This window comes from Rhodosalinus sediminis (genome assembly GCF_003385555.1).
Lineage (GTDB): Bacteria > Pseudomonadota > Alphaproteobacteria > Rhodobacterales > Rhodobacteraceae > Rhodosalinus > Rhodosalinus sediminis.
On sequence record NZ_QOHR01000002.1, the window covers coordinates 326441 to 345073 of the forward strand.

Consider the following 18633-nt stretch of genomic DNA (forward strand, 5'->3'; position numbering starts at 1 on the left):
GGATCAGCCCGCGGCGCGCTCGCGCGGCTCGGCCTCCGGCGCGACGACATGCGCCTCGGTCCCCCAGTCGCGGCAGAGGCGCAGCACCTCTTCGGGGAGCGGCGCGCTGGTGAAGAAGCGGTCCACGTCGCGCAGCGAGCCCACGCGCACCGGCGCGCTGCGCTCGAACTTGGAGTGATCGGCCACGAGCCACGTCGCGCGGGCGCGGCGGATGATGCTCTGGCTGACGCCCACCTCCTGAAAGTCGAAGTCCAGAAGCTCCCCGTCCTCCGCGATCGCCGAGCAGCCGATCACCGCCACGTCGAAGCGGAACTGCTCGAGCACGCTGGTGGTCAGCGTGCCGACGAGCCCGCCGTCGGAGCGGCGCAGGCGCCCGCCGGAGAGCACGATCTCGCATTCCCGGTTGGCGGCGAGGATGTTGGCGACGTTGATGTTGTTGGTCACCACCAGAAGCTCGCGGTGGCCGAGAAGATGCGCGGCGACCGCCTCGGTCGTGGTGCCGATGCCGAGAAAGAGCGTCGCGCCGTCCGGGATCGCCACGCTACAGGCCTCGGCGATCGCGGCCTTCGCCGCCTCGTTGGTGTCGCGCCGGTCCTCGTAGCCGATGTTGGTCACGCTCGAGCGCAGCACCGCGCCGCCGTGCACGCGCTCCAACCAGCCGGAGTCGGCGAGCTCGCTCAGGTCGCGCCGGATGGTCTGCGCCGAGACGCCGAAGCGCGTCACCAGGTCCTCGACCCGCACGCGGCCCTCGGCGCGCGCGATCTCGAGGATGTCCCGCTGCCGGAACGACTGCGACATGGGTCTCGTCCTTTTCCTGCCTTCCCCGCACCCGCGGCGCGCGCCGGATGTATAGCATCCGCCGCGCGCGTGAGGCGAGCAGTTTCGCGCATGGGCGCGCGCGGGCGCGCATCGGCGGCGCGCATGACAGCGCGCTCAGCGGCGGTCGCGCACGGTCGCGCGGGTGCGAGCCCCGCGCCGCGGCACGGGAACCGGGCGCCCCGATATGCGTTTCCCTTTGTGTTTCTTCGGGAATTTCTGCGGCGCAGGTCGTCCTTTCCAGCCAAACAAACAAAAACGCTCAAAACCGAAAAATCTGCGTTGACCAACATGCCGCGAATCTGTTTGTTTCCGCTATCAGGGAAGAGGGAGGAGCACAGTGCCCGCTGTGACGCGCGACCGGGAACCGGCCGATCTTTTCGTGATCGGCGGCGGCATCAACGGCTGCGGCATCGCCCGCGATGCGGCCGGCCGGGGCCTTTCGGTGCGCCTCGCCGAGATGGGCGATCTGGCGCAGGCGACGTCGTCGTCCTCCACCAAGCTCTTCCACGGCGGTCTCCGCTACCTCGAGTATTTCGAGTTCCGCCTCGTGCGGGAGGCGCTGATCGAGCGCGAGGTGCTGCTCGAGGCGATGCCGCACATCGCCTGGCCGCTGCGCTTCGTGCTGCCCTACCACCCCGAGATGCGGTTCGAATCCGAGACGCCGACCTCGCGTCTCCTCAACCGCGTCATGCCGTGGATGAAGGGGCGACGGCCGGCGTGGCTGATCCGGCTGGGGCTCTTTCTCTATGACCATCTCGGCGGACGGAAGATCCTGCCGGGCACGCGGACGCTCGACCTGACGACGGCGCCCGAGGGCGCGCCGCTGAAGCCCGACTTCCGCCGCGCCTTCGAATACTCTGACTGCTGGATCGAGGACTCGCGCCTCGTGGTGCTGAACGCGCGCGACGCGGCGGCGCATGGCGCGGAGATCATGACGCGCACCCGCGTGGTCGAGGCGGCGCGCGAGGGCGACCTGTGGCGGATCGAGCTCGAGGACGTGGAGACCGGCGCGCGCTGGGCCACGCATGCGCGGATGCTCGTCAACGCGGGCGGGCCGTGGGTCGGGCAGGTGATCCGCGACGTCGCCCACATCCCGAGCCGCGAGGGCGTGCGCCTGGTGCGCGGCAGCCACATCGTGACGCGCAAGCTCTTCGAGCACGACAAGGCCTATTTCTTTCAGGGAACCGACGGGCGGATCATCTTCGCCATTCCCTATGAGCGCGATTTCACCCTGATCGGCACCACCGACGCCGATCACCCCGACCCCGCCGAGCCGGTGGTCTGCACCGAGGAGGAGCAGGACTACCTCCTCGACTTCGCCTCGCAGTATTTCGCCCGCCCCGTCACCCGGGAGGACGTCGTCTGGACCTACGCGGGCGTGCGGCCGCTCTACGACGACGGGGCGAAATCGGCGACGGCGGCGACGCGCGACTACGTGCTCAGCCTCGACGAAGCGGAGGGCGCGCCGCTCCTGAACGTCTTCGGCGGCAAGATCACCACCTACCGCCGTCTCGCCGAGGCCGCGCTGGAGAAGATCGGGCGTCACTTCCCGAAGGCCGGCGCGCCCTGGACCGCGCGGGCGCCGCTGCCGGGGGGCGACTTCCCGGTGGACGGGGTGGAGGCGCTGATCTCCGATCTCGCGGCGGCCTACCCTGCCCTCGCGCCGGAGGAGGCGCGGCGGCTGGTGCGCGCCTACGGCACCGAGGCGCGCCGCCTCATGGACGCCGCCGGCGGGCCGGGGCGCAGCTTCGGCGGCGGGCTGACCGAGGCAGAGCTCGGCTGGCTCATGCGCCACGAATACGCGCGGACGGCGGAGGACGTCGTCTGGAGAAGAACGAAACTCGGGCTCCGGCTCACCGCGGCGGAGGTCGCCGAGATCGACGCCTGGATGGCCGAGCAGCGCCGCGAGAGGGACGACGCCCGCGCGGCGGAATAGGGAGGAGAGCGCGATGACGCTTGTGCTCGACGGCGTGGCCAAGACCGTCCGCGGGGCGGTGCATATCCATCCGACGGAGCTGACGCTCGAGAAGGGCACGATGAACGTGCTGCTCGGGCCGACGCTCTCTGGGAAGACCTCGCTGATGCGGCTGATGGCCGGCCTCGACCAGCCGACCGAGGGGCGCGTCCTCTGGGAGGGGCGGGACGTGACCGGCGTGCCGGTGCAGGAGCGCCAGGTGGCGATGGTCTATCAGCAGTTCATCAACTACCCCACGCTCACCGTCTACGAGAACATCGCCTCGCCCCTGCGCCTGCAGCGCCGCCCGGCCGACGAGATCGACCGCCGCGTGCGCGAGACGGCGGAGCTGATGAAGCTCGCGCCGATGCTCGACCGCCGGCCGCTGGAGCTGTCGGGCGGGCAGCAGCAGCGCTGCGCGCTGGCCCGCGCGCTGGTGAAGGACGCGGGCCTCGTGCTCCTCGACGAGCCGCTGGCGAACCTCGATTACAAGCTGCGCGAGGAGTTGCGCGTCGAGATCCCGCGCATCTTCCGCGAGTCGGGCGCGATCTTCGTCTACGCCACGACCGAGCCGGAGGAGGCGCTCCTTCTGGGCGGCAACACCGCGGCGCTCTCGGAAGGGCGGGTCGCGCAGTTCGGCCCCACGGCAGAGGTCTATCGCCGCCCGGTGGACGCGACGACCGCGCGCGTCTTTTCCGACCCGCCGATGAACTTCCTGCCGATCTCCAAGACCGGCCACCGGCTGATGTTCGGCGACGGCCAGAGCGCGCAGGCCACGGGCCACCTCGCCGAGCTTTCGGACGGCCGCTACGTCGCGGGCTTCCGGCCCAACCATCTCGAGGCGGAGCGCCACGTCGAGGACGCGATGCACTTCACCGCGACGTTGAGCGTGACCGAGATCACCGGCTCCGAGACCTTTTTGCACCTCGACCACCACGGCGAGCGCTGGGTGGGGCTCATTCACGGCGTGCACGACCTGACGCAGGGGGCCGAGATCGACGTCTGGCTCGACCCGGCGCATGTCTACGTCTTCGGCGAGGACGGGCGCCTCGCGGCGGCGGCGGCCTACGCGGACGCGGCCTGAGGGGGAGGAGAGAGACATGGCGCGCATCACGCTCGACAACCTCGCGCATTCCTACAAGCCCGACCCAAAGGGCGAGGAGGACTGGGCGCTCAAGCAGCTCGATCACGTCTGGGCCGACGGGGAGGCCTACGCGCTGCTCGGCGCCTCGGGCTGCGGCAAGTCCACGCTGCTCAACATCATCTCGGGGCTTTTGCAGCCCTCGCGGGGGCGCATCCTCTTCGACGACAAGGACGTGACCCACGCCGCCACCGCCGAGCGCAACATCGCGCAGGTGTTCCAGTTCCCGGTCGTCTACGACACCATGAGCGTGCGCGACAATCTGGCCTTCCCGCTCCGCAATCGCGGCGCCTCGGCGGGCTACGTCGCCGAGCGGGTGCAGACGATCGCGGCGATGATCGGCATGGAGGCCGAACTCGACCGCAAGGCGCGGGGGTTGACCGCCGACGCCAAGCAGAAGATCAGCCTCGGCCGCGGCATGGTGCGCGAGGACGTCAATGCGCTCCTCTTCGACGAGCCGCTGACGGTGATCGACCCGCACATGAAATGGGAGCTGCGGACCCAGCTCAAGGCGCTGCACCGCGACTTCGGGCACACGATGATCTACGTCACCCACGACCAGACCGAGGCGCTGACCTTCGCCGACAAGGTGGTGGTCATGCACGACGGCCGCGTGGTGCAGATCGGCACCCCCGAGGAGCTCTTCGAGCGCCCGGCGCATACCTTCGTGGGCTACTTCATCGGCTCGCCGGGCATGAATCTGCTGCCCGCGAACGTCACGGGCGCGACGGCGGTGACCAACGGCGCCGAGATCGCGCTCGACCGCGCCTACGACGGGCTGTCCGGCAAGGTCGAGATCGGCGTGCGCCCCGAGTTCGTGCGCCTCTCCGATAGCGAGGGGCTGCCGGTGCGCATCCGCCGGGTCGAGGACGTGGGCCGCCACAAGATCGTGCGCGCCGAGTTCTTCGGCCACGACATCAACATCGTCGCCGGCGAGGACGAGGAGATCGGGCCCGACAAGACCCGCGTCACCTTCGACGCCGCGCACGTCAACGTCTACGCCGACGACTGGCGCGTCGAAGGGAGGGCCGCGTGATGGAAAAGACCCCCAATCAGAAGGCGTGGCTGCTGGTCCTGCCGGTCCTCGTCCTCGTCTGCTTCTCGGCGATCATCCCGCTGATGACGGTGGTGAACTACGCCTTTCAGGACAGCTTCGGGAACAACCAGTTCTTCTGGGCGGGCCTGATGTGGTTCGAGGACCTGCTGGCCTCGGACCGGATGTGGAACGCGCTCGGCCGGCAGGTGGTCTTCACGGGCATCATCCTCGCCATTCAGGTGCCGCTCGGCGTCTTCGTGGCGCTGCACATGCCCAAGAAGGGGCCGTGGGTCAGCGTCTGCCTCGTGCTGATGGCGCTGCCGCTGCTCATCCCGTGGAACGTGGTGGGCACCATCTGGCAGATCTTCGGGCGCGTGGACATCGGCCTTCTGGGTTACACCTTCGACAAGCTGGGTATCCCCTACAACTACACGCAGGACTTCTTCTCGGCTTGGGCGACGCTCATCGTGATGGACGTCTGGCACTGGACGTCGCTGGTGGCGCTTCTGGCCTATGCCGGGCTCAAGTCGATCCCCGACGCCTACTATCAGGCCGCGCGCATCGATCAGGCGAGCCGCTGGAAGGTGTTCCGCTACATCGAGCTGCCGAAGATGGCGGGCGTGCTGACCATCGCGATCCTCCTGCGCTTCATGGACAGCTTCAAGATCTACACCGAGCCCTTCGTGGTCACCGGGGGCGGTCCGGGCAACGCGACGACGTTCCTGTCGATCGACCTCGTGAAGATGGCGCTCGGGCAGTTCGACCTCGGCCCCGCGGGTGCGTTCAGCCTGATGTATTTCCTCGTCATCCTCGCGGTGTCGTGGGTCTTCTACACCGTGATGGTCAACCTCGAGAAGCGGGAGAGCTGAGATGGCAGAGGCGACCGCGACCCGCATTCCCGAAAACCTCACCGCCGGCGGCCGCCGCAAGCGCGTGCGCGTCAACGGCTCGGCGGTGGTGATGACGGCCTACCTCGTCTTCCTCATGCTGCCGATCTACTGGCTCCTGAACATGAGCCTGAAGACGAACACCGAGATCCTGAGCACCTTCTCGCTCTGGCCGCAGAACCCGACGCTCGCCAACTACGCGACGATCCTGACGGACCCCTCGTGGTACATGGGCTACGTCAACTCGCTGATCTACGTCGGGCTGAACACGGTGATCTCGGTGACGGTGGCGCTGCCGGCGGCCTACGCCTTCAGCCGCTACAGCTTCCTCGGGGACAAGCACCTGTTCTTCTGGCTGCTGACGAACCGCATGGCGCCGCCGGCGGTCTTCGCCCTGCCCTTCTTCCAGCTCTACAGCTCCGTCGGGCTCTTCGACACGCATATCGCCGTGGCGCTGGCGCACTGCCTGTTCAACGTGCCGCTCGCGGTCTGGATCCTCGAGGGCTTCATGCGCGGCGTGCCCCGCGAGATCGACGAGACGGCCTACATCGACGGCTACTCCTTCCCACGCTTCTTCGTGAAGATCTTCATGCCGCTGATCGCCTCGGGCATCGGGGTCGCCGCCTTCTTCTGCTTCATGTTCTCCTGGGTCGAGCTCCTGCTGTCGCGGACGCTGACGAGCGTGGAAGCCAAGCCCATCGCCGCGACCATGACGCGCACCGTCTCGGCCTCGGGCCTCGACTGGGGCGTGCTCGCCGCGGCCGGCGTGCTGACCATCGTGCCCGGCGCGCTCGTGATCTGGTTCGTGCGCAACTACATCGCCAAGGGCTTTGCCCTGGGCCGCGTGTGAGGGAGGAGCCGATGACCGCGACCCGCAAGATCGATCTCGCCTTCCTCGGCGTCGGCGCGCTCTGGCTCGCCGTGCTCGGCTGGCTCGTGGCGATCACGCCGCGCGAGGACGGGGCGCTCGCCGTGACGCAGTCGCTCACCCCCGGCGGCTGGATGGCCTGGACGCTGCCGACGGCGCTCTTCTTCATGACCATCACGGGACTGCTGATCGTCTTCAGCTATCTCGCGCTGCGCTTTCCCGAGCGCCCGCGCATGGGCGTCCTGCGCTTCGAGACGACGCGCGGCGACCGGCTCTTCGTGACGCTTCTCGGCTCGGCCTTCATCAACCTGGCCTGGCTCGGGCTGGTGGGCGCCAACCAGCCCTACGCGCTCATCCTCTGCCTGCTCTACGCCGCGGCGATCTTCCGCTGGGCGTGAGCTGCAGCCCGCCGCCGGGAGGGGCGGCGATTCACGACCGACGTCAACCAAGGGAGGACCCCAGACGATGCGATCCTTGAAACAGACGACGGCGCTCGGCCTCGCGCTGGCACTCGCCGGCCCGGCCTTCGCCGACATGGAGGCCGCCCGCGCCTTCCTCGACGCGGAGATCGGGGACCTGTCCTCGCTCACCCGCGCCGAGCAGGAAGCGGAGATGCAGTGGTTCATCGACGCCGCCGAGCCCTTCCGGGGCATGGAGATCAACGTCGTCTCCGAGACGATCACCACGCACGAGTACGAGGCCAACGTCCTCGCGCCCGCCTTCAGCGAGATCACCGGCATTCAGGTCACCCACGACCTGATCGGCGAGGGCGACGTGGTCGAGAAGCTGCAGACGCAGATGCAGTCGGGCCAGAACATCTACGACGGCTGGATCAACGACGCCGACCTGATCGGCACGCACTGGCGCTATCAGCAGGTGCGCAACCTGACCGACTGGATGGAGGGCGAAGGCGCCGACGTCACCAGCCCGACGCTCGACCTCGACGACTACATCGGCACTTCCTTCGCCACCGGCCCGGACGGCAAGCTCTATCAGCTGCCGGACCAGCAGTTCGCGAACCTCTACTGGTTCCGCCACGACTGGTTCACCGACCCGGAGATCATGGCCGAGTTCGAGGCGGAATACGGCTACGAGCTGGGCGTGCCGGTCAACTGGGCGGCCTACGAGGACATCGCCGAGTTCTTCACCGGCCGCACCATCGACGGCCGCGAAGTCTTCGGCAACATGGACTACGGCAAGAAGGACCCGTCGCTCGGCTGGCGCTACACCGACGCCTGGATGTCGATGGCCGGCATGGGCTCCAAGGGTGAGCCGAACGGCTTCCCGGTCGACGAATGGGGCATCCGCGTCAACGACGACTATCAGCCCGTCGGCTCCTGCATGGACCGGGGCGGCGCGACCAACTCGCCCGCGGCGGTCTACGCCATCGACAAGGCGATCAAGTGGCTGGACGAGTACGCGCCGCCCGCGGCCGCCGGCATGACCTTCTCCGAGTCCGGCCCGGTCCCCGCGCAGGGCGGCATCGCGCAGCAGGCGTTCTGGTATACCGCCTTCACCGCCGACATGGTGAAAGAGGGCCTGCCGGTCGTGAACGAGGACGGCACGCCGAAGTGGCGCATGGCCCCGAACCCCAAGGGCGCCTACTGGGAAGAGGGCATGAAGGTCGGCTATCAGGACGCGGGGTCCTGGACGCTGATGAAGTCCACGCCGGTGGACCGCGCCAAGGCCGCATGGCTCTACGCGCAGTTCGTCACCTCCAAGACGGTGGACGTGAAGAAGAGCCACGTGGGCCTCACCTTCATCCGTGACAGCTCGATCGAGCACGAGAGCTTCACCGAGCGCGCGCCCGAGCTCGGCGGCCTCGTCGAGTTCTACCGCTCGCCGGCGCGCGTACGCTGGTCGGACACCGGGCTGAACATCCCGGACTACCCGAAGCTCGCGCAGCTCTGGTGGCAGAACATCGGCGACGCGATGTCCGGCGCCAAGACCTCGAAGGAGGCGCTCGACGCCCTCTGCGAGGAGCAGGAGCGCGTCCTCGAGCGCCTAGAGCGCGCCGGCGTGCAGGGCGAGCTCGGCCCGAAGCTCAACGAGGAGCGCGACCCGGAGTACTGGCTCGCGCAGGAGGGCGCGCCGAAGCCCGCCCTCGAAAACGAGGACCCCGAGCCGGTGACGGTGAGCTACGAAGAGCTCATCCAGTCCTGGAACGAGTGACCCGACCCGCGCCGGGGCCTTCGCGGCCCCGGCGCTCCCTTGCATTTTCCCACACAAAACGAGCAGGACGGGCGCGATGTCCCATATCCTCGCCATCGATCAGGGCACGACCTCCAGCCGCGCGATCGTCTTCGACGCCGATCTGCGCGTCCGCGCCGTCGCGCAGGAGGAATTCCCGCAGCATTATCCCGCCAGCGGCTGGGTGGAGCACGACCCCTCCGACCTCTGGACGACGACCGCCGGCACGTGCCGCGCCGCCATCGAGAAGGCGCAGCTTTCGCCGGGCGACATCGCCGCCATCGGCATCACCAACCAGCGCGAGACGACCCTCGTCTGGGACCGCCACACCGGCGAGCCGGTGCACAACGCCATCGTCTGGCAGGACCGCCGCACCGCCGACATGTGCCGCCACCTGCGCGAGGCGGGCCACGAGCCCACCGTCAGCGACCGCACCGGCCTGCTGCTCGACCCGTATTTCTCGGGCACCAAGCTCGCCTGGATCCTCGAGAACGTCGATGGCGCGCGGGCGCGGGCCGAGGCGGGCGATCTGCTCTTCGGCACGGTCGATTGCTACCTGATCTGGAAGCTCACCGGCGGGCGGGTGCACGCGACCGACGCCACCAACGCCGCGCGCACGCTTCTCTACGACATCCGCAAGGGCCGCTGGTCCTCGACCATGTGCGAGATGCTCGGCGTGCCGATGAAGATGCTGCCCGAGGTGCGCGACTGCGCCGCCGACTACGGCGAGACGCGGCCCGACCTCTTCGGCGGCGCGATCCCGATCCTCGGCGTCGCGGGCGACCAGCAGGCCGCCACCGTCGGGCAGGCGTGCTTCCGCCCCGGGATGGTGAAATCCACCTACGGGACGGGCTGCTTCGCGCTGCTGAACACGGGCGAGACGCCCTGCGTCTCGAAGAACCGGCTTCTGACCACCATCGCCTATCAGCTCGATGGCAAGCCCACCTACGCGCTCGAGGGCTCGATCTTCATCGCCGGCGCCGTTGTGCAGTGGCTGCGCGACGGGCTGCAGATCATCCGCCACGCCGCCGAGACGCAGCCCCTCGCCGAGCGGGCCGACCAAGGGCAGGAACTGATCCTCGTGCCCGCCTTCACCGGGCTCGGCGCGCCCTACTGGAACGCCGACTGCCGCGGCGCGATCTTCGGGCTGACGCGGAAATCCGGCCCGGCGGAGTTCGCCCGCGCCGCGCTCGAGAGCGTGGGCTTCCAGACCCGCGACCTCCTGGAGGCGATGCGCGCGGACTGGAACGGCGACACGGAAGGCGGCGGGGGCGGCGGCGCGGGCATCGCGACGCTGCGCGTGGACGGCGGCATGTCGGCGAGCGACTGGTCGATGCAGTTCCTCTCGGACATCCTCGGCGCGCCGGTGGACCGGCCCGAGGTGCTGGAGACGACGGCGCTCGGCGCCGCATGGCTCGCCGGAATGCGCGCGGGCGTCTGCCCCGGGATGGAGGGCTTCGCCGAGGCATGGGCGCTGGAGCGCACCTTCGAGCCCGCGATGGACGTCGCCACCCGGGACGCGCGCTACGCCGCCTGGCAGCGCGCGGTGCAGGCGACGCTCTCGGTATGACGATCCCGCCCTTCGGCCTGACGCTTCCGGGCGAGATCCGCTTCGGCCGCGGCGCCGCCGCCGAGGCCGCCGACCGGATCGCGGCGATGGGCGCGCGGGTGCTGCTCGTGCACGGCGCCGACGCGGGGCGGGCGGAATGGCTGGCCACGGCGCTGGCCGCGCGGGGGGTGCTCGCGGCCTGCGTCGCCTGCCCGGGGGAGCCCGACCTGCCCACGCTCGAGGCCGCGCTCGACGAGGCGCGGGCGGCCGCGCCGGACGCGGTGGCGGCGCTCGGCGGGGGCGCGACGCTCGACCTCGGCAAGGCGCTCGCGGCGCTCCTGCCCTCGCCCACGCCCGCGCGCGTGCATCTCGAAGTCGTCGGCGAGGGCCGACCGCTCACCGCCGATCCGCTGCCGCTTGCCGCGCTGCCCACCACCGCCGGGACGGGCGCGGAGGCGACGCGCAACGCGGTGATCGGCGTGCCCGAAGCGCGGCGCAAGGTGAGCCTGCGCGACGCGCGGATGCTGCCCGACCTCGCGCTGATCGACCCGGCGCTGATGGACGGCGCACCGCGCGGCGTGACGCTCGCCTCCGGCCTCGACGCGGTGACGCAGGTGATCGAGCCGTGGCTCTCGACCCGCGCCAACCCGATGACGGACGCGCTCTGCCGCCCGGCGATCCCGCGCGGCCTCGCCGCGCTCGCCCGGCTGGCGGAGGGCGAAGACGCGGGCGCCCGCGACGACATGGCGCTCGTCGCGCTGACGGGGGGCGTCGCGCTCGCCAACGCGGGGCTCGGCGCGGTGCACGGCCTCGCCGGGCCCTTGGGCGGGCATGCGCCGGGCGCCGCGCACGGTGCGATCTGCGCCGCCCTGCTGCCGCATGTGCTGGCCGCGAACGCGGCGGCGCCGGACCTCTCACCGGAGACGGCGGCGCGGCTCGAGACGCTGCGCGCCATGCTGCGCGAGACGCTGGGCGTGGCGGACTGGGCCGCGCTCGCCGAGTGGACGCGGGCGGCGGGGCTGCCGGGGCTCGACGCGCTCGGCCTCGACCCGGCGGAGGCGCCGGCGGTGGCGGAGGCCGCGCACGCCGCCTCCTCGATGCGGGGCAATCCCGCGGCGCTCGGACAGGACACGCTGGAACGCATTCTCGACGCCGCGCGCTGACGTCCCGAAGCACCGCGGCGGGGCATAAAAACGCAGCGCGATGTTAGCGCTAGCAACCAAACGAGACACGGAAAAGGAGACGACGATGACAGTGAAACTCGCCATCAACGGCTTCGGACGCATCGGCCGCTGCGCCCTGCGCGCGCTGGTCGAACACGCCCGCGACGACGTGGAAATCGTCGCCATCAACGACCTCGGCCCGCCGGAGACCAACGCGCATCTGCTGAAATACGACAGCCTGCACGGCCGCTTCGCCGCCGACGTCTCGGTCGAGGACGGCGCGCTCGTCGTGGACGGACGGCGCATCCGCGTCACCGCCGAGCGCGATCCGGCGAAGCTGCCGTGGTCGGACGTGGACGTGGCGCTCGAATGCACCGGGGTCTTCACCGACGCCGCCAAGGCCGCCGCGCATCTGGAGAACGGGTCGACGCGCGTGCTGATCTCGGCCCCGGCCAAGGGCGCGGACCGCACGGTGGTCTACGGCGTGAACCACACGCGCCTCGAGGCGGACGACCGCATCGTCTCGAACGCCTCCTGCACGACGAACTGCCTCGCCCCGGTGGTCAAGGTGCTCGACGACGCCTTCGGGGTCGAGACGGGCTACATGACGACGGTGCACAGCTACACCGGCGACCAGCCGACGCTCGACGGGCTGCACAAGGACCTCTACCGCGCGCGCGCCGCGGCGATGTCGATGATCCCGACCTCCACCGGGGCGGCGCGGGCCGTGGGCCTCGTGCTGCCGCATCTCGAAGGCAAGCTCGACGGCTCCGCGATCCGGGTGCCGACGCCGGACGTCTCGCTCGTCGATCTCTGCGTGATGACGCGGGCCGCCGCCACGCCCGAGACGGTCGCCGAGGCCATGCGCGCCGCCGCCGCGGAGGGCCCGCTCGCCGGCATCCTCGGGGTGGAGGACGCGCCGCTCGTCTCGCAGGATTTCCTGCACGATCCGCGCTCCTCGATCTTCGCGCCGGAGGGCACGCGGCGGACCGAGGGCGGCATGCTGCGCGTGATGTCGTGGTACGACAACGAGTGGGCCTTCTCCTGCCGGATGCTCGACACCGCGGGCGCGATGGCCCGGCTCTGAGCCCCTGCCCGGCGCCCCCGCGCGGGGCGCCGGCGCCGTGCTTTTTTGCGAATGCTTCGCAACAGCATTGACGTTGCGAGTGCTTCGCACTATCACTCTCACCGGCGGGGCGGAGATCCCGCCGAGCAGGGAGTGCAAGGCATGCAGTTCGCGAGACGTGCAATCCTCACCCTCGTCGCGGCGGCGGCCCTGATCGCCGGCCGCGGCCCGTCCGCCGCCGCTGCGCCGGAGCTGAGCGTCGTCGCCACCACCGGCATGATCGCCGACGCCGCGCGCGAGGTGGGCGGCGACCTCGTGGAGGTGCGGGCGCTCATGGGCCCGGGCGTCGATCCGCACGCCTACCGCCAGACCCGCAGCGACATCGTGGCGGCCTCGCGCGCCGATCTGGTGCTCTGGCACGGGCTCTACCTCGAGGCGCAACTGGAGGATTTCCTGCTCGACCTTGCCGCCCGCCGCCCGGTGGTCGCCGTGGCCGAGGGGCTGCCGCGCGACGTGCTGATCGCGCACGACGACTACGCCGACGCCAAGGACCCGCATGTCTGGATGGACCCGGCGCTCTGGCAGCAGGTGGTGCGCCGGCTGCGCGACGCGCTGATCGAGGTGCACCCGGAGGGCGAGGCGACCTTCCGGGCCAACGCCGAGCGCTACATCGCCGAGCTGCGCGAGCTCGAGGGTTACGCGGCGAACGTGCTCGCCTCGGTGCCGCCGGACAATCGCGTGCTGCTGACCTCGCACGACGCGTTCAACTACTTCGGCGCGGCCTACGGCTTCGAGGTGATCGGCATCCAGGGCATCTCGACGGAGAGCGAGGCCGGCCTCAAGCGCATCGCGGAGCTCGTCGATCTGCTCGTGGCGCGCGACATCGGCGCCGTCTTCGTCGAGACCTCGGTCTCCGACCGCAACATCCGCGCGCTGATCGAGGGCGCGGCCGCGGCGGGACACGCCGTCGAGATCGGCGGCGAGCTCTATTCCGACGCGATGGGCGAGCCCGGCACCTACGAGGGCACCTACATCGGCATGATCGACCACAACGCGACGACCATCGCCCGCGCGCTCGGCGGCACGGCGCCGGCGCGCGGCATGGCCGACCGGCTGAACTGAGGGAGCCCGCGATGCAGCCCACCCTGACCGTCGCTGCCGAGGACGGGCGCCCCGTTGCCCCGGCCGCGCCGCCCGCCGAGGCGGCGCTCGTCCTGCGCGGGCTCACCGTCTCCTACGGGGAGAGCGCGGCCGTCTTCTCGGTCGACGCCACCTTCCCGGCGGGCGCCATGTCGGCCATCGTCGGCCCCAACGGCGCGGGCAAGTCCACGCTCCTGAAGGCCGCGCTCGGGGTGGTCCCGCGCGTCTCGGGCGAGGTGACCGTCTTCGGCACGCCGCTCGCGTCGGCGCGCGACCGCATCGCCTACGTGCCGCAACGCGCGAGCGTCGACTGGGATTTCCCGACGCGCGTGCGCGACGTCGTGGAGATGGGGCTCTATCGCGAGGCGGGGCTTTTCGGGCGGCTCTCGGGCGCGCGCGCCCGCCGGGTCGCGCAGTGCCTCGACCGGGTGGGCATGGCCGATTTCGCCGACCGCCAGATCGGCCAGCTCTCGGGCGGCCAGCAACAGCGCGTCTTTCTCGCCCGCGCGCTCGCGCAGGAGGCCGAGCTCTACCTGCTCGACGAGCCCTTCGCGGGCGTCGACGCGGCGACGGAACGCGCGATCGTCGAGGTGCTCGCGGCGCTGAGGTCCGAGGGCCGCTCGATCGTCGCGGTGCACCACGACCTCGCCACGGTGCGCGACTACTTCGATCACGTGCTCCTGCTCAACGTGCGCCGCGTGGCGGAGGGCCCGGTCGCCACCGCCTTCACCGCCGAGACGCTCGAGGCGGCCTACGGCGGGCGCCTCTCGACCAGCCACGTGGGCGAGATTCTGCCCGCCGGGGGGCGCGCTTGAGCCCCTTCCTCGACGCGCTCCTCCTGAGCGCCGGCTACAACGCGGCGCTGGTGACCGTGGGCGCGGCGCTCCTCGGCATCGCGGCGGGCGCCACCGGCACCTTTCTCTTTCTCGCCAAGCGCGCGCTCGTCTCCGACGCCGTGGCGCACGCCACGCTGCCGGGCGTCGGGCTCGCCTTCATCGCGATGGTGGCCATGGGCGGCGACGGGCGGAGCCTGCCCGGCCTGCTCGCCGGATCGGCCGCGAGCGCCTGGGCCGGGCTTCTCGCCATCGAGTGGATCACCCGGCGCACCCGGCTCAAGGAGGACGCGGCGATCGGCGCGGTGCTCGGCGTCTTCTTCGGCCTCGGCGTCGTGCTGCTGACCGTGGTGCAGACCATGGGCGCCGGCCGGCAGGCGGGGCTCGAGGAGTTCCTGCTCGGCGCGACGGCGGGGATGCTCTTCGCGGACGGGGTGACGATCGCGGCGGGCGGGGCGCTCGCGCTCGCCGCGGCCTGGGCGCTGCGGCGTCCGATGACCCTCGTCGCCTTCGACCGGGACTACGCCGCCGCGCGCGGCTACGACGTGCGCCGCGTCGATCTGGCGATGATGGCGCTCGTGATGGGCGTCACCGTGATCGGGCTGAAGCTCGTCGGGCTGATCCTGATCGTCGCGCTCCTGATCGTGCCGCCGGTCGCCGCGCGCTTCTGGACCGAGCGCGCGGGCGGCGTCGTCTGGATCGCGGGGGCGATCGGCGGCGCCTCGGGCTACATCGGCGCCGCCGCCTCGGCCGCGGCGCCGGACCTGCCCACCGGGCCGATCATCGTGCTCGTCGCGGCCGGCATCTTCGCGCTCTCGCTGCTCTTCGCGCCGGCGCGCGGCGTCGCCGCCGCGGGCGCGCGCCACCGGCGCTTCCAGCGCCGGGTCCACCGCCGGCAGGGGCTGCTGGCGCTCGCGCACGGTGACGCGATCCGCGAGCCCTACACCCTGCGCCTGCTCACCCGCGAGGGGCTCATCCGCCCCGACGGCGTGCCGACCGCGGCCGGCCGCGCGCAGGCGGCGAAGGTCGCCCGGGACGAGCGCCGCTGGGCGGTCGCGCGCGAGCTGTTCCGCGACGCGGACCTCGCGGGGCGCCACGCGGGTCTCACCCCGATCGAGACAATTTTCACCGCCGACGAGATCGCCGAGATCGACCGCCGCCTCGGCGGTCCGGCGCCGGCCGGGGGGGCGTGATGGGCGCCGAATTCGTGCAGATCTCGCTCACGCCGATCCTGATCGGCATCTTCGCCGCCGTCGCCTGCGCGCTGCCGGGCAACTTCCTGATCCTGCGGCGCCAGGCGCTGATCGGCGACGCGATCAGCCACGTGGTGCTGCCCGGGATCGTCGTGGCCTTCCTCGTGACCGGCACCGTGGCGGCGCTGCCGATGCTGATCGGCGCGGCGGGCGCGGCTCTCCTCGCCGTGGTGCTGATCGAGGCGGTGCGCCGCCTCGGCCGGATCGAACCCGGCGCGGCGATGGGCGTGGTCTTCACGACGCTCTTCGCCGCCGGCGTTCTGCTGCTGGAGCGGACGGACACCGCCTCGGTGCATCTCGACGTGCAGCACGCGCTCATGGGCAACCTCGAATCGCTCGTCTGGCTCGAGGCGACGGGCTGGCGCTCGCTCATGGACCCGGCGGCGCTCGCCGCGCTGCCGGAGGAGCTGGGGCGCATCGCGGTCGTCTGCGCGGCGATGATCGTGCTGACGGCGGTCTTCTGGCGCTGGCTCACGATCACGACCTTCGACGAGGCCTTCGCCCGCGCCCTCGGCATTCCCGCCGCGGCGGTGGGCCTCGGCCTCGTGATCGCCGCCGCCGTCGCGGCCGTCGCCGCCTTCGAGGCGGTGGGCTCCATCATCGTCATCGCCATGTTCATCTGCCCGCCGGCCGCGGCGCGGCTGATGACCGAGCGGCTCGACCGGCAGGTGCTCTGGTCCGTGGCCTTCGCCGCGCTCTCGGCGGTGCTCGGCTACGTGCTCGCGGGCTACGGGCCGCTCTGGCTCGGCGCGCGCCACGCGGTGAGCGCGGCGGGCATGATCGCCACGGTCTCGGGCGTGATCCTCGCGCTCGCCTGTCTCTACGGGCCGCACCGCGCCCGCGTCGGGGCCGGCCGCGACGCGGGCTGAGCGGGCGTTCGGTTTGAAGCGCGGCGCGGCGCGTGCCAAGACCGCCCGCGTCCCAGACACCGAGGCCCCGCATGACCGACCCCCTGCCCGTCGCCACGCTCGCCGATCTCGGCCCCCTCGTCCACGCCCTGCCCGGTCCCGACGCCGCGGCGGCGGCGGCGGCGCGCGCGCGGCTGGGCGACCTCGCCATGCCACCCGGCGCGCTCGGCCGGCTGGGCGAGACGGTGCCCTTCCTCGCCGGCTGGCAGGGGCGCGAGGCGCCGCGGCTCGCGCGGGTGCAGGCGCTCGTCTTCGCGGGCAATCACGGGGTCTGCGCGCAGGGCGTCGCCGCCTTCCCGCAGGAGATCACCGCGGCCATGGTCGCCACCTTCGAGGCCGGCGGCGCGGCCATCAATCAGCTCTGCCGCGAGGCGGGCGCGGCGCTCGACGTGGTCGCGCTCGATCTCGACCGGCCCACGGCGGATTTCACCGCGGGCGACGCGATGACCGAGGCCGAGGCGCTCGAGGCGCTGGCGCGCGGCGCGGCGGCGGTGGACCCGGAGGCCGACGCGCTGGTGCTCGGCGAGATGGGGATCGGCAACTCCACGACCGCCGCGGCGCTCGCCGCGCTGCACCTCGGCGGCGCGGTCGAGGACTGGGTGGGCCCGGGCGCGGGCGCCGACGACGCGGTGATGGCGCGCAAGCGCGCGGCCGTGGCGGCGGGCGTGCACCGCCACGCGGGCCGCACCGGCGCCGCCGCGCTCGCCGCCATCGGCGGGCGCGAACAGGCCGCGCTCTGCGGCGCGGCGCTGGCCGCGCGCCGGGCGGGCGTGCCGGTGGTGCTCGACGGGTTCATCTGCACCGCCGCTATGCTGCCGCTCCACGCCGAGGACCCGCGCGCGCTCGACCATTGCCTCGTCGGCCACGCCAGCGCCGAGCCGGGCCACGCGCCGCTCGTCGCCGCGCTCGGCAAGACGCCGCTCCTCGACCTCGGCATGCGCCTCGGCGAGGGCACCGGCGCGGCGCTCGCGCTCTCGGTGCTGCGCGGCGCGGTGGCCTGCCACGCGGGCATGGCGACCCTCGCCGAGGTCGTGGGCGCGCCCTGAGGCGCACCACCGCCGGGCGCGCGGCCTCTGTGGGTGCTTTGCGCCCCCCTGTCGTGGGCGCGATGAGCTAGCGGTCGCGCCTCGGAGGACGGGCGAGGGCATGACGCGGACGTCCCGACCGGGGGGCACGCAAGGCCGGGCGCAGCGGACCGCGGCACGGTCGAGCGTCGTAGGCGCTCCCCGGGTTTCAAAGCACCGGGGCGACCGCGCGTGGCAGCCCGTGCCGAAGACGCCTCCCGGTGTGCCCGACGCCGCCACGGCACTCCGCGCTGCCGATCCCGCGCGATACGCGGTCAGCCGACGCCGGTCCCGCGCGACGCGCAGCCAGCCGATGCTGGGCGGCCTCGCCGACTCAGGGCGCGAAGCGCATCGCGAGGGTGAAGGGATAGGCACCGGCGGGCATCGCCTCGGGCGCCTCGGGCAGGCGCGCGCGGCGCGCAGCCTCGACCGCCGCGCGGTCGAGCCGATCGTACCCCGACGACCGCGCGACGCGCACCCCGGCGAGTTCGCCGCTGTGGCTCACCGTCAGGCGCAGGCGAACGACGCCGCCACCGCGCATCCCGCGCGGATAGCGCTTCGCCCGCTCGAGGCTCGCCACGATGCGCCCGCCCCAGGCAGCCATCAGGCGCTGCCGCGCGCCGGGGCCGAGCGCCTCCGGCCCGCCCCGGTCGCCGGCCGTCTCCGCCTGCCGCGCCTCGCGGCGCTCCTGCACGCCCTGACGGGCGGCGACGGAGGCCGTCGCGCGCGGCGCGGGGCGGATGCCGTCCGGCCGCGGCGCCG

The 18633-nt window shown here is 72.0% G+C and carries 17 protein-coding genes; 15 read left to right on the forward strand and 2 right to left on the reverse strand.

Features of this window, described 5'->3' with window-relative positions; all coding sequences use genetic code 11:
* Positions 1 to 3: 3 nt before the first annotated feature.
* Entirely contained in the window at positions 4 to 798 is a 795-nt protein-coding gene (locus DRV84_RS03410) for a DeoR/GlpR family DNA-binding transcription regulator (protein WP_115978448.1), read from the reverse strand.
* Positions 799 to 1156: 358 nt separating this feature from the next.
* Between DRV84_RS03410 and glpD the strand changes: the two genes are divergently transcribed.
* The 15 genes from glpD to cobT all read left to right on the forward strand — a co-directional run bounded on the left by glpD (position 1157) and on the right by cobT (position 17853).
* Positions 1157 to 2755 (forward strand): glycerol-3-phosphate dehydrogenase, encoded by a 1599-nt coding sequence (gene glpD / locus DRV84_RS03415; RefSeq protein WP_239994970.1) that lies wholly within the window; start codon positions 1157 to 1159, stop codon positions 2753 to 2755.
* Between the two features lie 13 nt (positions 2756 to 2768).
* Positions 2769 to 3857 carry an ABC transporter ATP-binding protein gene (locus tag DRV84_RS03420; protein WP_115978450.1) on the forward strand — a complete coding sequence of 363 codons (1089 nt, stop codon included), beginning with the start codon at positions 2769 to 2771 and terminating at the stop codon, positions 3855 to 3857.
* 16 nt (positions 3858 to 3873) lie between these two features.
* Positions 3874 to 4950 carry an ABC transporter ATP-binding protein gene (locus DRV84_RS03425; RefSeq protein WP_115978451.1) on the forward strand — a complete coding sequence of 359 codons (1077 nt, stop codon included), beginning with the start codon at positions 3874 to 3876 and terminating at the stop codon, positions 4948 to 4950.
* A complete protein-coding gene (locus DRV84_RS03430; protein ID WP_115978452.1) occupies positions 4950 to 5819 on the forward strand; it encodes a carbohydrate ABC transporter permease in 870 nt (289 codons plus the stop codon). Before DRV84_RS03425 ends, DRV84_RS03430 begins: the two co-directional genes overlap by 1 nt.
* Before the next feature lies 1 nt (position 5820).
* Positions 5821 to 6687 carry a carbohydrate ABC transporter permease gene (locus DRV84_RS03435; RefSeq protein ID WP_205026717.1) on the forward strand — a complete coding sequence of 289 codons (867 nt, stop codon included), beginning with the start codon at positions 5821 to 5823 and terminating at the stop codon, positions 6685 to 6687.
* 11 nt (positions 6688 to 6698) lie between these two features.
* On the forward strand, positions 6699 to 7103 hold the full coding sequence (locus DRV84_RS03440) for a DUF2160 domain-containing protein (protein ID WP_192881390.1): 405 nt from the start codon (positions 6699 to 6701) through the stop codon (positions 7101 to 7103).
* A 67-nt stretch (positions 7104 to 7170) separates the two neighbouring features.
* Positions 7171 to 8877: an ABC transporter substrate-binding protein gene (locus DRV84_RS03445; RefSeq protein ID WP_192881391.1), complete on the forward strand. Its 1707-nt coding sequence runs from the start codon at positions 7171 to 7173 to the stop codon at positions 8875 to 8877.
* 76 nt (positions 8878 to 8953) lie between these two features.
* A complete protein-coding gene (gene glpK / locus DRV84_RS03450) occupies positions 8954 to 10465 on the forward strand; it encodes a glycerol kinase GlpK (protein ID WP_115978454.1) in 1512 nt (503 codons plus the stop codon).
* A gap of 2 nt (positions 10466 to 10467) precedes the next feature.
* A complete protein-coding gene (locus DRV84_RS03455) occupies positions 10468 to 11607 on the forward strand; it encodes an iron-containing alcohol dehydrogenase (RefSeq protein ID WP_192881394.1) in 1140 nt (379 codons plus the stop codon).
* An 85-nt stretch (positions 11608 to 11692) separates the two neighbouring features.
* Positions 11693 to 12694 carry a type I glyceraldehyde-3-phosphate dehydrogenase gene (gap, locus tag DRV84_RS03460; protein ID WP_115978456.1) on the forward strand — a complete coding sequence of 334 codons (1002 nt, stop codon included), beginning with the start codon at positions 11693 to 11695 and terminating at the stop codon, positions 12692 to 12694.
* Between the two features lie 141 nt (positions 12695 to 12835).
* Positions 12836 to 13795 (forward strand): metal ABC transporter solute-binding protein, Zn/Mn family, encoded by a 960-nt coding sequence (locus tag DRV84_RS03465; RefSeq protein ID WP_115978457.1) that lies wholly within the window; start codon positions 12836 to 12838, stop codon positions 13793 to 13795.
* Between the two features lie 11 nt (positions 13796 to 13806).
* Positions 13807 to 14628: a metal ABC transporter ATP-binding protein gene (locus tag DRV84_RS03470; RefSeq protein WP_115978458.1), complete on the forward strand. Its 822-nt coding sequence runs from the start codon at positions 13807 to 13809 to the stop codon at positions 14626 to 14628.
* Complete coding sequence (locus DRV84_RS03475) at positions 14625 to 15839, forward strand: metal ABC transporter permease (protein ID WP_115978459.1); 1215 nt, start codon at positions 14625 to 14627, stop codon at positions 15837 to 15839. Before DRV84_RS03470 ends, DRV84_RS03475 begins: the two co-directional genes overlap by 4 nt.
* A complete protein-coding gene (locus DRV84_RS03480) occupies positions 15839 to 16768 on the forward strand; it encodes a metal ABC transporter permease (RefSeq protein ID WP_115978460.1) in 930 nt (309 codons plus the stop codon). Before DRV84_RS03475 ends, DRV84_RS03480 begins: the two co-directional genes overlap by 1 nt.
* A gap of 71 nt (positions 16769 to 16839) precedes the next feature.
* Complete coding sequence (cobT, locus tag DRV84_RS03485) at positions 16840 to 17853, forward strand: nicotinate-nucleotide--dimethylbenzimidazole phosphoribosyltransferase (protein WP_115978461.1); 1014 nt, start codon at positions 16840 to 16842, stop codon at positions 17851 to 17853.
* A gap of 352 nt (positions 17854 to 18205) precedes the next feature.
* Here cobT and DRV84_RS03490 read toward each other — a convergent pair.
* Positions 18206 to 18633 (reverse strand): TonB family protein (locus tag DRV84_RS03490; protein WP_115978462.1); only part of this gene is annotated, 428 nt, incomplete at its 5' end.